This is a genomic window from Enterobacter sp. RIT637, assembly GCF_019718755.1.
Classification (GTDB): Bacteria; Pseudomonadota; Gammaproteobacteria; order Enterobacterales; family Enterobacteriaceae; genus Enterobacter.
Window position 1 is genome coordinate 462,902 of the sequence record NZ_JAIHAZ010000001.1, and the last position, 14,514, is coordinate 477,415.

Annotated in this window: 16 protein-coding genes; 6 read left to right on the forward strand and 10 right to left on the reverse strand. The window is 54.8% G+C overall.

Annotation, left to right across the window (positions count from 1 at the left end; genetic code table 11):
- Nucleotides 1-2: 2 nt before the first annotated feature.
- Nucleotides 3-1,028, reverse strand: a complete 1,026-nt coding sequence (purR, locus tag K5E19_RS02250) for an HTH-type transcriptional repressor PurR (protein ID WP_010430302.1) — start codon at nt 1,026-1,028, stop codon at nt 3-5.
- A gap of 297 nt (nt 1,029-1,325) precedes the next feature.
- Here purR and K5E19_RS02255 point away from each other — a divergent pair, with 297 nt between their 5' ends.
- Both K5E19_RS02255 and K5E19_RS02260 read left to right on the forward strand, forming a co-directional pair.
- A complete protein-coding gene (locus tag K5E19_RS02255; RefSeq protein ID WP_042717882.1) occupies nt 1,326-1,415 on the forward strand; it encodes a YnhF family membrane protein in 90 nt (29 codons plus the stop codon).
- Between the two features lie 166 nt (nt 1,416-1,581).
- On the forward strand, nt 1,582-2,748 hold the full coding sequence (locus tag K5E19_RS02260) for an MFS transporter (protein WP_221549792.1): 1,167 nt from the start codon (nt 1,582-1,584) through the stop codon (nt 2,746-2,748).
- Between the two features lie 37 nt (nt 2,749-2,785).
- Here the strand turns inward: K5E19_RS02260 and sodB are convergent, their stop codons facing one another.
- Nucleotides 2,786-3,367 (reverse strand): superoxide dismutase [Fe], encoded by a 582-nt coding sequence (gene sodB / locus K5E19_RS02265; RefSeq protein ID WP_221549793.1) that lies wholly within the window; start codon nt 3,365-3,367, stop codon nt 2,786-2,788.
- A 123-nt stretch (nt 3,368-3,490) separates the two neighbouring features.
- Complete coding sequence (locus tag K5E19_RS02270; protein ID WP_221549794.1) at nt 3,491-4,264, reverse strand: C40 family peptidase; 774 nt, start codon at nt 4,262-4,264, stop codon at nt 3,491-3,493.
- 338 nt (nt 4,265-4,602) lie between these two features.
- On the opposite strand from K5E19_RS02270, the gene grxD reads away from it, so the two are divergent.
- Nucleotides 4,603-4,950, forward strand: coding sequence for a monothiol glutaredoxin 4 (grxD, locus tag K5E19_RS02275; protein WP_010430312.1), 348 nt, complete (start codon nt 4,603-4,605; stop codon nt 4,948-4,950).
- A 77-nt stretch (nt 4,951-5,027) separates the two neighbouring features.
- Here grxD and rnt read toward each other — a convergent pair whose 3' ends face one another.
- From rnt to eptA, 5 genes are all read right to left on the reverse strand, one after another.
- Nucleotides 5,028-5,687, reverse strand: a complete 660-nt coding sequence (gene rnt / locus K5E19_RS02280; protein WP_221549795.1) for a ribonuclease T — start codon at nt 5,685-5,687, stop codon at nt 5,028-5,030.
- Between the two features lie 96 nt (nt 5,688-5,783).
- Complete coding sequence (gene gloA, locus K5E19_RS02285; protein ID WP_010430317.1) at nt 5,784-6,191, reverse strand: lactoylglutathione lyase; 408 nt, start codon at nt 6,189-6,191, stop codon at nt 5,784-5,786.
- Between the two features lie 99 nt (nt 6,192-6,290).
- Complete coding sequence (locus tag K5E19_RS02290) at nt 6,291-7,388, reverse strand: alkene reductase (protein ID WP_221549796.1); 1,098 nt, start codon at nt 7,386-7,388, stop codon at nt 6,291-6,293.
- Nucleotides 7,389-7,441: 53 nt separating this feature from the next.
- Nucleotides 7,442-8,041, reverse strand: coding sequence for a TetR/AcrR family transcriptional regulator (locus K5E19_RS02295; protein ID WP_221549797.1), 600 nt, complete (start codon nt 8,039-8,041; stop codon nt 7,442-7,444).
- 41 nt (nt 8,042-8,082) lie between these two features.
- A complete protein-coding gene (gene eptA, locus K5E19_RS02300) occupies nt 8,083-9,708 on the reverse strand; it encodes a phosphoethanolamine transferase EptA (protein ID WP_221550024.1) in 1,626 nt (541 codons plus the stop codon).
- 148 nt (nt 9,709-9,856) lie between these two features.
- On the opposite strand from eptA, the gene K5E19_RS02305 reads away from it, so the two are divergent.
- The 3 genes from K5E19_RS02305 to sodC all read left to right on the forward strand — a co-directional run bounded on the left by K5E19_RS02305 (nt 9,857) and on the right by sodC (nt 11,640).
- Nucleotides 9,857-10,096, forward strand: coding sequence for a DUF1289 domain-containing protein (locus K5E19_RS02305; RefSeq protein WP_010430327.1), 240 nt, complete (start codon nt 9,857-9,859; stop codon nt 10,094-10,096).
- A 48-nt stretch (nt 10,097-10,144) separates the two neighbouring features.
- Nucleotides 10,145-11,041, forward strand: coding sequence for an aldo/keto reductase family oxidoreductase (locus K5E19_RS02310; RefSeq protein WP_221549798.1), 897 nt, complete (start codon nt 10,145-10,147; stop codon nt 11,039-11,041).
- An 80-nt stretch (nt 11,042-11,121) separates the two neighbouring features.
- Nucleotides 11,122-11,640 carry a superoxide dismutase [Cu-Zn] SodC gene (gene sodC / locus K5E19_RS02315; RefSeq protein WP_010430333.1) on the forward strand — a complete coding sequence of 173 codons (519 nt, stop codon included), beginning with the start codon at nt 11,122-11,124 and terminating at the stop codon, nt 11,638-11,640.
- Here the strand turns inward: sodC and K5E19_RS02320 are convergent.
- Nucleotides 11,619-13,652 (reverse strand): FUSC family protein, encoded by a 2,034-nt coding sequence (locus K5E19_RS02320; protein ID WP_221549799.1) that lies wholly within the window; start codon nt 13,650-13,652, stop codon nt 11,619-11,621. The two genes, sodC and K5E19_RS02320, sit on opposite strands and share 22 nt — an antisense overlap.
- Nucleotides 13,652-14,512 (reverse strand): HlyD family secretion protein, encoded by an 861-nt coding sequence (locus tag K5E19_RS02325; protein WP_221549800.1) that lies wholly within the window; start codon nt 14,510-14,512, stop codon nt 13,652-13,654. Before K5E19_RS02325 ends, K5E19_RS02320 begins: the two co-directional genes overlap by 1 nt.
- Nucleotides 14,513-14,514: the final 2 nt, after the last annotated feature.

The following is a 14,514-nucleotide window of genomic DNA, read 5'->3' on the forward strand; positions in this document are numbered from 1 at the left end:
GATTAACGGCGATAGTCGCGGAACGGACCGTCCGCCACGGAGCGGCGCTCAATGAGGCGCGGGTGAACTTCAATCGACTGGGATTCTTCACGCTTGTTGACGATCCTGTCCATCAGCATGTTGAAAGCCGTTTCGCCCAGTGAATCTTTTGGCTGGTGAATGGTGGTCAGCGCCGGGGTGAAGAAGCGCGCGTTACGCACGTTGTCATACCCGATCACGGAAATATCCTGCGGCACCCGCAGGCCCAGCTCGTCGGCGGCGCAGAGCGCGCCCATCGCCATAATATCGCCGCCACAGAAAACGGCCGTCGGGCGATGCGGTTGGGAGACAATCTGCTGCATTGCGCGGTAGCCGGATTCCGGCTCAAAGTCGCCCTGAACAATCCAGTTTTCCGGCACGGTGATGAGCGCCTCTTCCATTGCCTTCATAAACCCGGCCAGACGGCCCGCACCGGTGTTGCGTTCCAGCGGCCCCGGGATCACGCCAATCTCGCGGTGACCGCGTTCGATCAGATAACGACCGGCCATATAGCCGCCTTCAAAGGCATTATCGATAACGGAATCGGTGAAATCCGCGCGCGCTTCGCCCCAGTCCATCACCACCATCGGAATGTGGCGATACTCTTCCAGCATAGAAAGCACGGACTCTGGGTACTCAGAACACATCACCAGCAGGCCATCGACGCGCTTTTGCGCCATCATCGACAGGTAGGCGCGCTGCTTCTCGATGCTGTTCCACGCGTTGCCCAGAATCAGCGTATAGCCTTTCTGGAAGCAGTTTTTCTCAACGGCTTCGATGATTTCGGCAAAATAGGCCGCTTCGCTGCTGGTCGCCAGCAAGCCAATCGACTTGGTGTGATTCACCTTCAGGCTGCGCGCAACCGCACTTGGGGAGTAATGTAACTCCTTGATCGCCGCCCAGACGGCGTTGCGCGTCTCTTCCGCGACGAAGCGGGTTTTGTTAATTACATGTGATACGGTTGTAGTGGAAACGTTTGCGCGTTTTGCTACGTCTTTTATTGTTGCCATTCAATGTCACTCCAGACCATATCCTAAACTCCTGAAAAACTTGAAGGTAAACGTTTGCCTTCTCTCACCCTTATTACGCAATCTTGAGTTGCGACACGCCGGGAAAACGACACAGGACGTCAGGAGGGGGTCAATGGCCGGTACGCTAATAAATTTAGCGTGGAATTTTGTCCTATCTTGATGAAAAGGGGAAGAGCTAAAGTGGATATCAGTTTAAATCCAGGAAGATTTTTGACGTAAACTGTGTAAAAATGAGCAAGCTCACTTTTCGTGGGGTGATTAAAAGGAGAAAAATTGATGAGTTCCGATCTGAAGTTTTCGCTGGTGACCACCTTTATCGTGCTGGCATTGATTGTTGCCGGTGGTTTGACGGCTGCGCTGCATTGATTTACGCGGGGGGGAGAGTCCTCTCCCTCCTCATTTGCTTCCTATTGTTACCTCTCCGGCAAAAATCTTTTGCCAAAATGTTAACTTCTCAAATTTTGTGATTGATGTCATGCTTTTGACTTCTTTGTTCTGTGTCGCTTGATGACACGGCATCCGGAGTTGACTCATGAAAATCAATTTTCCTCTGCTGGCCCTGGCGATTGGCGCTTTTGGGATTGGCACCACTGAATTCTCCCCCATGGGGTTACTGCCTGTTATCGCACGCGGCGTGGACGTCTCTATTCCTGCTGCCGGGATGTTAATTAGCGCCTATGCCATCGGCGTGATGGTCGGGGCCCCGCTGATGACGCTGCTGCTGTCGCACCGCGCACGTCGCAATGCGCTGATATTTTTAATGGTGATCTTTACGCTGGGCAACGTGCTCTCCGCAATTGCGCCGGATTACACCACCCTGATGCTGTCGCGTATTCTGACCAGCCTGAACCATGGCGCATTTTTCGGTCTGGGCTCGGTTGTTGCGGCAAGCGTGGTTCCGAAGCACAAGCAGGCCAGCGCGGTGGCGACCATGTTTATGGGGCTGACTATCGCCAACATAGGCGGTGTGCCGGCGGCCACCTGGCTGGGTGAAGTGATTGGCTGGCGAATGTCTTTCCTGGCGACAGCCGGGCTGGGCGTGGTGGCGATGGTGGCGTTGTTCTTCTCCTTACCGAAAGGGAGCGCCGGTGAACGTCCTGACGTGCGTAAAGAGCTGTCGGTGCTGATGCGTCCTCAGGTGCTTTCCGCGTTGCTGACCACGGTGCTGGGGGCCGGTGCGATGTTTACGCTCTACACCTATATTTCACCGGTGCTGCACGATATCACCCACGCGACGCCGATCTTTATTACCGCGATGCTGGTGCTGATTGGCGTGGGCTTCTCTATCGGTAACTATCTGGGCGGGAAGCTGGCCGATCGTTCCGTGAGCGGTACGCTGAAAGGCTTTTTAACCCTGCTGATTGTCATCATGATTGCGATCCCGTGGCTGGCGCGCAACGAATGGGGTGCCGCGATTGCGATGGTCGTGTGGGGCGCTGCTACCTTTGCCGTGGTACCACCGCTTCAGATGCGGGTGATGCGTGTCGCCCATGAAGCGCCAGGTCTCTCTTCTTCCGTGAATATCGGTGCGTTTAACCTGGGTAATGCGCTGGGGGCCGCAGCGGGCGGGGCGGTGATTTCCGGCGGTCTGGGATACAGTTTTGTGCCGGTAATGGGGGCAATTATTGCCGCACTCGGCCTGCTGTTAGTGCTGATGTCCGGGCGTAAACAGCCAGAAGCCGCCTGCGCGGCGGAATAAGTAAAAACGCAGAAGGGCGAACCCTTCTGCGAGTCTCTTACGCGGCGAAGTTCTTCGCCACAAAGTCCCAGTTAGCCAGCGCCCATAAGTGCTCCAGATAGTTAGGACGCGCGTTACGGTAATCAATGTAGTAAGCGTGTTCCCATACGTCCACGGTCATCAGCGGTTTAGCACTGGTGGTCAGCGGGGTGCCCGCATTCGAGGTGGAAACGATAGCCAGCTTGCCATCCGCTTCTTTGACCAGCCACGTCCAGCCAGAACCGAAGTTTTTGATGGCTGCATCGGTAAACTTCGCTTTGAAATCCGCGAAGCTGCCAAAAGCGGCGTTAATGGCGGCCGCCAGTTCACCGGCAGGTTCACCGCCGGCATTCGGCGCCAGGCAGTGCCAGTAGAAGGTGTGGTTCCACACCTGAGCCGCGTTGTTAAATACGCCACCCTCTGAGCTGCGGACGATCTCTTCCAGCGTTTTGCCTTCGAAATCGGTGCCCTTAATCAGATTGTTCAGGTTGGTGACGTACGTCTGGTGATGCTTGCCGTAATGATATTCCAGGGTTTCCGCAGAAATGTGCGGTGCCAGGGCGTCTTTGGCATACGGTAGTGCAGGTAATTCGAACGACATTGCTTCTCTCCTTATTTTATTTGTATGTTGTCAATAACCCTACAGACAACATGGAAAGGATAGCAAATTGAAAGGGTATGCAAAAGAGGAACTTACCCTGCCACGCGTGCGGCAGGGCAGGGGTTAGCGAATGGTTTTTGGCGTCATGACGCGACGTGCGCCAACGTAGTGACGCACCCAGTAGTCTTCACTGAGCGAGGTAATCTGGATGTCCTGGCCGCTACGCGGTGACTGAATGAATTTTCCGTTGCCAACGTAGACGCCGACATGGTCAGCCGTGCCGCGACCCTGAGTACGGAAGAACACGAGGTCTCCGTTCTCCAGCTCACCACGATTGACCGGTGCGGCGTCGCGCAGGTGGTACATTTCATTAGCGGTACGCGGAATACGGAACTTCACCAGGTCTTTATAAGCGTAATACACCAGGCCACTGCAATCGAAACCCGTTCGCGGAGAAGTGCCACCCCAGTGATACGGTTTCCCTATTTGCCCCATTAATTTATTCATCGCCGTTTTTTGCGCTTTCTGCATACGGACTTTATGCACTTCGGCTAATTTCGTGACCTTCGTGCACTTCGCTTTGTGACCTTTACGCGTAGTGCATTTTTCTGTCACAAGGTTGGCGGCCGTTTGCGAGGCTTTACGTCGGGTAGAATGTGCGGTGTGGGCTGGGGATGTTTTCGTCTTGCTGGAGGCGGTCTTTTTGGTCTGAGTGGGTGTTTTTTTCTTTACGGTCTTGCTGGTGGTTTTTTTCTTACGTTCTGTGGACTTAACCAGATGCGATTTTTGTACAGCAGAATGCCGCGCCTGTTCAGAGGCGTTCGCCGCTGGCGTGAAAGTGAGTGATGTAAACAGTAAAGCACAGAGCGTGATCGAGATTTTATTTATCCGCGCCACTGGGCAGTCCCCTGATTTATGCAGGCCATCAATAATACCCGCGTATGATTTACAAAGCCCGTCGATTCTAATCCATAAAAACCCGAGAAGTTAATAGCATTTTTCATTCTAAAATCATGTTTCGTTAGCAAGTGCAAAAAAATTCATCGTTCTGTCGCACAATTGTCCACTCCCTAAGCAAAACCGTACTGCAAACAGGGATAAGCGTCATTTGCAATGCATCTTTTAGCGTTAACCGTTAAAATAGTAAGACGTGACAAAAATGTTATTTTCCGATGTCTGTCTGAACCGCTACAATGTCAGACGAATGCCGTAACAGAAGTTAAAGGAAGCAAGACATGAGCACCACTATTGAAAAAATTCAGCAACAAATCGCTGAAAACCCGATTCTCCTGTACATGAAAGGTTCTCCGAAGCTGCCAAGCTGCGGTTTCTCCGCACAAGCGGTTCAGGCGTTATCTGCCTGTGGTGAGCGTTTTGCTTACGTTGATATCCTGCAGAACCCGGACATCCGCGCTGAGCTGCCAAAATACGCAAACTGGCCGACGTTCCCACAGCTGTGGGTTGACGGTGAGCTGGTGGGCGGTTGCGACATCCTGATCGAAATGTATCAGCGTGGCGAACTGCAGCAGCTGATCAAAGAGACGGCGGCGAAGTACAAAACGGAAGAGCCGGACGCAGAGTAATTTTCTGCGGAAATAAAAAAGCGACCCGCTTAGTGTGGTCGCTTTTTTTTTGCCGGGTGGCGCTGCGCTTACGCGGCCTACGATTGGCGATCGGCCTCATCACCCATCGGCAGCGGCCAGCCGCCCAGGCGTTTCCAGCGGTTAACAATTTCACAAAACAGTTCTGCCGTGCGCTCCGTATCGTAGAGCGCCGAGTGCGCCTGCGTGCCGTCAAACTCGATCCCTGCCGTGATGCAGGCTTTGGACAGCACCGTTTGGCCCAGCGCCAGACCGCTTAGGGCTGCGGTGTCGAACGTCACAAACGGATGGAACGGGTTGCGTTTCAGCGAGGCGCGCTCTGCGGCGGCCATCGTAAAGCTGTGATCGAACGTCGCGTTGTGGGCCACCATAATGGCGCGGCTACAGTCATTCTCTTTCATGCCTTTGCGCACCATTTTAAAGATAGCGTGTAGCGCGTCATATTCACTGACCGCGCCACGTAACGGGTTTTTCGGATCGATACCGTTAAAGGCCAGCGCCTCTGGCTGCAGGTTTGCCCCTTCAAAAGGTTCAACATGGAAATGCAGCGTGGTGTCCGGTGTAAGCCAGCCCTGTTCATCCATCTTCAGCGTGATGGCGGCAATTTCAAGCAGCGCATCGGTTTTAGCGTTAAATCCGGCTGTTTCTACATCAATGACAACGGGATAAAAACCACGAAAACGGTCGCACAGACCGGTAAATTGAGCGTTATCGGACATCAGGGTCTCTTACAAGGGGAAAAAAGCAGTGCGCATTATGGCAAATTTTGAGAGGGGATGCAGTAAAACTACGGGCGCATAGTGCGCCCTGCGAGATCAGTTGCCCAGACCGCGGCCAGCGTCTTTGGCTTCGATCAGTTCGATTTTATAACCGTCGGGATCTTCAACAAACGCAATCACGGTGGTGCCGCCTTTTACCGGGCCCGCCTCACGCGTAACGTTGCCGCCGTTGCTGCGGATGCGCTCACAGGCTTCCGCTGCGTTGTCCACTTCCAGCGCGATATGACCGTATGCAGTGCCCAGCTCATAGCTGTCCACGCCCCAGTTGTAGGTCAGCTCGATGACGGCCTCATCCGTTTCCGGGCCGTAACCTACGAACGCCAGCGAATATTTGTATTCAGGGTTTTCGCTGGTGCGCAGCAGCGTCATGCCCAGAACGTTAGTGTAGAAATTGATGGAACGTTGCAGGTCGCCAACGCGCAGCATGGTGTGAAGTAGGCGCATAATTTCCTCATTAACCAATGGAATGGAGTATCTTTTTGAACAGAAACGATGTTTTAGTATAGCGGCGAAATGTCGCCGCTATCAATGCACAATGGGGGATTACAGCGAAGGGTAGTCGGTATAGCCTTCCGCGCCACCGCCGTAGAAGCTTTCAGGGCGCTGTGGGTTCAGCTCTGCTTTCTTCTGCAGACGGGCAACCAGATCAGGGTTCGCAATAAAGTCACGGCCAAACGCGACCGCGTCGATCAGGCCTTTGCCGATCAGGTCTTCGGCTTTCTCTGGGGTATACGCACCCGCACCGATGATCACGCCGTGGAAGCGCTCGCGCACTTTCTGGCGGAATGCTTCTGTGTAAGGCTGGCCGCCTGCCCAGTCCGGCTCGGACATGTGCAGATAAGCAATTCCGCGTTTCGCCAGCTCTTCAATCAGATACAGCGCGTCCGCTTCTTCGTTCGGGCCGTTGTCGACGTTCTGGAAAGAACCAATAGGGGAGACGCGAATACCAATACGGTCTGCGCTCCACTCTTGGCATACCGCATCCACCACTTCAAGCACCAGACGCGCGCGGTTTTCAACGCTGCCGCCGTACTGGTCCGTGCGGTGGTTAGAGGACGGTGACAGGAACTGGTGCAGCAGGTAACCGTGTGCAGAGTGCAGTTCAACGAGGTCGAAACCGGCTTCACGAGCGTTGGCCACGGCCTGGCGGAAATCGTTCACGATACCCGGAATTTCATCCAGCTCAAGTGCGCGCGGCATAGAGGTGTCCACGCGGATCGCATTCCCGTTTTCATCACGCAGGGAAGTACGGGTATTTGCGCTCAAGGCCGACGCGGAGACCGGCGCCTGGCCGCCAGGCTGGATGCTGCTGTGCGAGATACGTCCGGTGTGCCACAGCTGAACCGCAATGCGGCCCTCTTCTACGTGCACGCCTGCGGTGATTTTCTTCCACGCGGCAATTTGCTCCGGGCTGTGCAGACCGGGCGCACCGGCATAGCCTTTCGCCTGGGCTGAAATCTGCGTGGCTTCAGAGATGATAAGGCCTGAGCTTGCGCGCTGACGGTAATATTCACCCATCAGAGGCGTTGGGATGTCACCCGGTTCGATGCTGCGAAGACGGGTCAGCGGGGCCATAAACACACGGTTTGGCGCGGTAACGGCGCCCACTTTCAGTGGGGTAAATAACTTTTCAGCGGACATAACGACTCCTGAGTAGACCAGTCGACTAGTAATAACGTAAATAAAAACGCCTGCTAAACGCCAGGCGCAGTAATACTGCTTTTTACATGTGCCAGCGCGCTTTCGAGCGGCACGGCACTGCGAGAAATCTTGGCCTGCAGGTTGGCTCCTAACCAGAGGGAGTACAAAACCTGAGCCTGTGTAAACGGGTCGCCGGGGAAGGAGAGCGTGTTTTCATCACGCCCTTTCTCCAGCGCCTGCGCGAGCAGGGCGATAACCCCGCAGGCACCTTTATCCATCGCCGCGCGCATATCTTCGGAGAGATCGCACACTTCTGCAGAGAGTTTTACCGTCAGGCAACCGCTGATGATGCCCTGCTGACAGAACTGCGTCAGCGTTTCCTGATAGTAGTTCAGAACCCGATCCCGGTAGTTACCTGCACCGCTGGCGAAGTGGGTGGCGAGGCGCTGATGGTAGCTGGCGTAGTGCCGCTCCAGCATGGCCACGCCGAAGGCTTCTTTGGAGCGGAAGTAGTGGTAAAACGACCCCTTCGGCACCTCAGCGGTTTTCAGTAACTCACTCAACCCCATACCGGTAAACCCGCGGTGCATGCAAAGACGCTCGCCGGTTGCCAGTAAATGTTCGCGTGTATCGTGTTCAGTGTGTCTGCTCATGGATGCACTGTAATAGACCGTTCGGTCTAATGCAAGCGAGTTTACTGACGACATGCGCTCAGGATATCCAGCTGCTGTTGATAAACTGTTGATTTCACGTCCATCATGCCCAGCACGGTCGAGAACAAATTGTCCTGCGATACCGCATCTTTTGCTGCGTGGTCACGCAAACACTGCTCGTTGACGCCATAATTTTTCGCGTAGTCAGGGGAGAGCCAGAACATAAAGGGAATATGCGTTTGCTGCTCCGGCGCCAGCATGTACGGCGTACCGTGCAGATAAATCCCGCTTTCACCCAGTGATTCACCATGATCGGAAAGATAAATCAGCGCCGTGTTCATGTTGGCCTGACGGGCTTTTAAGGCGTCAATCGTTTTACTGACCACACTGTCGGTATAGAGGATGGTGTTGTCATAGGTGTTCATCAGCGCCTGATGATCGCAGTCCTGAATTTCGTTGGTATCACAGGTTGGCGTAAATTTTCGGAAACTGCTCGGATAGCGATTGTAATACGCCGGACCGTGACTGCCCATCAGGTGGATAACCAACACCGTGTCTTGCTTCAGGCCGTCCAGCACATTATCCAGACGATAGAGATTCACATCATCAATGCAGGTTTTGTCTTTGCAGAATTGATCCAGCTTCCACTGCGTCATGTCTGTGTGCGGCACACGTTCGCAGGCGCCTTTACAGCCGCCATCGTTATCGCGCCACAGCAGATTAACACCTGCATGGTGAAGCACGTCGAGCAGACCTTCCTGGTGATGTGCGAGGTCAGCATCGTATTTTTTCCGGGTCATGCCGGAGAACATACAAGGGACAGAAACGGCGGTTTCGGTACCACAGGACGAGGCCTGCGGGAAGTTAATGACGTCTTGCTTTTTAAGTTCCGGGTTAGTTTCGCGCCCGTAACCGTTGAGCGAGTAGTTTGCCGCGCGTGAGGCTTCACCGACGACCAGAACCAGCACGGTTTTTTTCTGCTGCCCGGCAATCAGTGGCCCTTTATGGGCATCTTCACCGATGCGCACCAGCGTTTGGTCGCCCGCAAACCAGCGCATTTTGCTGTACTTCACGACGGCGCTAACGTAGTTCGCCGGCGTGACCATTTTGACGATGCTTTTATTATTCCGAAACAGCGAGGCGTAATCTTTATAAAAGACGGCAGCCACCAGAATAATGACCAGCAGCGCACCCAGCATCGCTGCAAAGCGCATCAGGAGGGCATACCACCATTTCCCGGTACGGATACGCGTCAGTGCGAGTATGGCGGACGGGACAAAACCGGCAACGGCAATCCACAGGATCATCTGTGGCGTGAGCAGTGCCGTGGCTTCCTGGGAATTGGTTTCAAACACGTTCACAATCATGTTCTGATCGATAACCGCGCCGTAGGTGTACATAAAGTAGGTCGCGGCAGCACATCCCATGGTCAGGACAATCAGCAGCGGCTTACGAATATAGGGAATATTGAGCAGGCTAAAGACAATCACCCAGCCGCAAAACAGCACCAGCGGTACGGAAGCGGCGAAGAGGATGTCGTGCAGATGTGCAGGGGCGATAATGGCCCAGCTGCGCTGAATAAAAAGTGCATTTAGCGCAGTGAAGAAAAGCGCACAACCCAGAGTGAATTTTATATCGTTACAGTGTAACTTTTTTGCAAACCACATCATAAGAAAACCATTCGTTATCGTGATGCGGCGAGTATAGAGAGGGAAGATTAGTGAAACCTTAATGCCACAAAACGGTGGTAAATCTCTTGCACACCAGGCGCATAACGTCTTCACTGTAAGTGATGGTCGTTTTGTGGAGGTGAGTGTGGCAGAGCAGCTGGAATTTTTCCCCATCCAGAGCCCGTGCCGGGGGATTTGTCAGGTTGATGAACGCGGCTATTGCCGTGGGTGTATGCGTACCCGTGACGAGCGCTTTAACTGGCAAAACTTTAGCGACACGCAAAAGCAGGACGTGCTTCGCCTCTGCCGACAGCGTCTGCTGCGCAAAATTCGCGCAAACAAAGCAGGGGAAACCGAAGAACCCCAGCAACCTTCACTGTTTTAACACGGTAATTGCGTATACTCATGACATCACGTTCTTGAGGAAAATGTTATGGTTCAGCGTATTACCCTTGCCCCGCAGGGCCCGGAATTCTCCCGTTTTGTCATGGGCTACTGGCGTTTGATGGACTGGAATATGTCCCCGCTTCAGCTGGCAAGCTTCATTGAAGAGCATCTCGATTTAGGCATCACCACCGTCGATCATGCCGACATCTATGGCGGCTACCAGTGTGAAGCCGCCTTCGGTGAGGCGTTAAAGCTGGTGCCAGCCCTGCGTCAGCGGATGGAGATCGTCACCAAGTGCGGGATCGCCACCACCGCGAAACCTGAACACGCGCTCGGCCATTACATTACCGACAGCGCACACATTATTAAGAGCGCCGAGCAATCTCTGGTCAATCTGGCAACCGATCATATCGATCTGCTGCTGATCCATCGTCCGGACCCGTTGATGGATGCCGATGAGGTGGCGGAAGCGTTTCTGAATCTGCACCAAAGTGGCAAAGTCCGACACTTTGGCGTGTCTAACTTCACCCCGGCGCAGTTTGCGCTCCTGCAATCTCGTCTGCCGTTTACCCTGGCTACTAATCAGGTCGAGATTTCTCCAGTACACCAGCCGCTGCTGCTGGATGGTACGCTCGATCAGCTGCAGCAGTTGCGCATTCGCCCTATGGCGTGGTCGTGCCTGGGCGGCGGTCGTTTGTTTAATGACGATGAATTCCAGCCCCTGCGTGACGAGCTGGAAACCGTGGCCCGAGAGCTGAATGCCGAAAGCATTGAGCAGGTGGTCTATACGTGGATACTGCGTCTGCCGTCTAAACCACTGCCGATTATCGGTTCGGGTAAAATTGAGCGCGTGCGGTCTGCGTTGGCGGCCGAAGAGCTGCAGATGACCCGCCAGCAGTGGTTCCGCATCCGCAAGGCCGCGCTGGGTTACGACGTGCCATAAACCGCCTTAAGGTGACTTTCCGGTGAAATCTTTGCCTCTGGTATACACTTAAGGGGCAAAAAATAACCAGCGGAGGTCATATGAAGCGTTTTGCTCTGGCATTGGTCACGCTGGTTGTTTGCGCAGGGGCGCAGGCAGCCAGCGACGAAGTAGAAATGAATCTCGTCACCTCTCAGGGTGTAGGTCAGTCCATCGGTACGGTGAAGATCACGGAGACCGATAAAGGGCTGGAGTTCGCCCCTAACCTCAAAGCACTTCCTCCCGGTGAACATGGTTTCCATGTCCATGCTAAAGGCAGCTGTCAGCCCGCTTTAAAAGAAGGTAAACCGTCGGCGGCGGAAGCAGCAGGAGGGCACCTCGATCCGCAGCATTCCGGCAAGCATGAAGGCCCGGAGGGAATGGGGCATTTAGGCGACTTGCCTGTGCTGGTGGTGAACAATGACGGTAAAGCCACGGATCCGGTTGTGGCGCCGCGTCTGAAAAAGCTGGACGAGGTGAAAGGGAAAGCGCTGATGATCCATGTCGGCGGCGATAACATGTCCGATCAGCCTAAACCCCTCGGCGGTGGCGGAGCACGCTATGCCTGCGGCGTGATCTGATCCCCAATCGTTCCCGGTGGCGGTGCCTGTTCCAGCTGCGACAGCGAGCAGTGCAGGCGCCAGATTATCGAGGCCAAATCACGAGCCGCGGGCAGATGATGCCGCGCAAGGGTATCGCAGATCCGCTGCAGTTCAGCCAGCGTCGTTTCCAGCGGCCGCTGCTGGACACCGCGCTCGCTCATCACATCGCGTAGCAGAGAGAGGCAAACATCACGCACCTGCGACAGCGGATCGGAACGCGTTTCCCACGCACGAAGCTGCCAGACGACGTGTGAACAGTTCAGCAGCACCACGCCCCAGCGTAAAAGCCAGCGTCGGGAAAGAGAGTCCTGGCTATTATTGAGCTGGCTGACGTGGTGATAGACCAGCGATTCATACTCGCTTTCACGCAGATGCGGTTTACGACTAAGCTGGTCGACAAATCCCCGTCTTAGTTCACGGATATGTCTGCGGCTTTTACGCGCATCAGAACCCGGCCGCAGTACGGCGAACGCCAGCCACGCCAGGCCCACGCCGAGGATCTTCGCCAGATTGTCATTGAGAAAGTCAGCGTAGTCATACACCGGTGGATTCGTCACTGAAATAAACGACCCCATAAAGACAATCAGCTGCCCCCAGAGACCGGCCTGCCTGGGCATTTGTAACTTCAGCAACTGCATGGTGGTTAATAGCGGGAACAGGAACAGCAGGAACTGCCACAGGTCGCTTATCTGAACCATCAATCCGAACTTCACCACAAAACTGAACAACGACAGCAACAGCAGCGTGCGTAACAGCAGCGTAAGCGAGTTAAACGGCGACGCGGCAACGGAATAGAGCACGCAGCTGATGGCGGCAAGCGTCAAGGCCGCAGAGCCGGATTCCCACTGCGTGGTGATGCTCCACGCGCCAACGAGGGTAAGGGCGCAAAAGGTGCGAAAACCGCTCCACAGCGCTTCCATATAGTCGGTGTGGCGCGCCAGCGCCGGGCTGCTGGGGACGGCGAATTCCGTTATTGGACTGGCATTCTCGACCGCGTTTATCCATCGACTGCTTCGCAGATACAGCCGACAAAAATAGTTCAGGCGCTGCCAGAACGCGCGGTGACGGTAATCGTACTCATCGACGGGGGCGAGCGGGGCGATGATCCTTGCCACGGTGTAGATGTCCGTCTCCGGGCGGGCGAGGGCCGCAAGCAAGGTATCAATGACGTCGCGCGTGTTGGCTGGCGGCGTGGGCCAGTTGAGCAGCATTCGACGCAGGCTGGAGATTGCGCTGGTCATCCGCAGCTGCTGATGCAGCAAATAGTTGAGGAGTTTGTTTTGCCGGCGAAAGCGATAGTGGCTCCAGAAGGCCTGAATGCGCAGCAGATTCATGGTCAGGATCTGCCCAATGACCTTCTCGTGTGCCAGACGGATTTCATCGTTGGTATCCGGCTGCCAGAGAAGGCTTGCATGCTCCAGTAAGCGGGCATGCAGGGTCTTCAGGGCGGTGATAAGCGCCGTACCGTCGGAGGTACTGGGCAGGATCATCATCATAAATCCGCCGCTAAGAATACCGACAATCACTTCACAGACGCGAGCCTGGGCGATGTCCCATAGCTCGGTGGTGTCGAGTACATTCACCACGGGAAAGGCAATGATGGCGGCGGTATAACCCGCCAGCTGGAATGCGTAGGCAACGTTATTGGTAAAATGGGCGCAGGCCCAGGTACAAAACCCCAGCCAGGCCGCCATGCTCAGTAAAAAGAGCCACGGATCGTTTAGCGTATGCCCCGCAATGATTAACGCAGCTGTGGCTCCTAGCAGGCTTCCGGCCACGCGCCCCAGACTTTTACTGATGACACCACCGACGGTCGGGAAGCTCACCACCGCCGCAGAGGTCATTGCCCAATAGGGCTCATCCAGATTCAGGTAATAGGCGACGGTCAGCGCAAGGCACATGGCAATGCCGTTTCGCAGCGCGTAACGCCACTGAGGGCGCGATGCTTTTACCCACGGTAGGTTTTGCCAGGAGAGCACCCGCAGGTTCATCAGCGCGTTCCGATAGACACAGTACAGGTCGTGCCTGAAACCAGCGTGAGATTCTGGGGCAGGTTGTCAAACTCTACGCGAACCGGAACGCGCTGTGCCAGACGAACCCACGGAACGTTAGGTTTAATATCGGGGACCAGGCCAGAATCCGTCTCAACGCTTTGATCGTAAATGGCGCGCCCAATGCTGGAAACGTGACCCTGTAACCTGTTCGAACCGCTGTAGAGGGTGATGGTTGCAGGCGCACCTTCCTGAATATGCCGAAGCTTGGTCTCTTCAAAATAGCCCACGACATAAAAAGAGTGGCTGTCGACTAAGGCAAAAACGGGTTGCCCGGTAGTGGCATAGTTCCCCACGCGGGCAGAGAGGTTAGTCACCCAGCCATCGACCGGCGCTTCCACCACCGTTTGCGTTAACGCCCACTGCGCCTGCTTGAGCGTAGCTTCCGCCACGTTAACGTTGGCTTGCATAGCCTTAACGTTTATGTTGGCGGTGTCTAAATCTTCGGCAGAGATATAGTTTTGCGACAAATGCCGGCGGCGGGTCGCTTCGTTATTGGCTTTCGCGAGATCGGATTGCGCTTTCGCAAGCTGTGCCTGGGCGTTGAGGATGGCGATATGAAAAGGCGTATCATCAATACGGAATAAAACGTCTCCCTTTTTGACGAACTGGTTATCCTTAACAAGAAGCGTCGTGATGCTTCCAGACACCTGCGGCGTGATGCTGACCTGTTCTGCGCGAATTTTACCGTCGCGTGTCCAGGGGGACTGCATGTAATAGTTCCACATCCACCAACCGGCAATCAGCGCCAGCGCCAGAACAAGAAGGGTGGAAAAGTATTTTAGTGTTTTCAGGGACATAT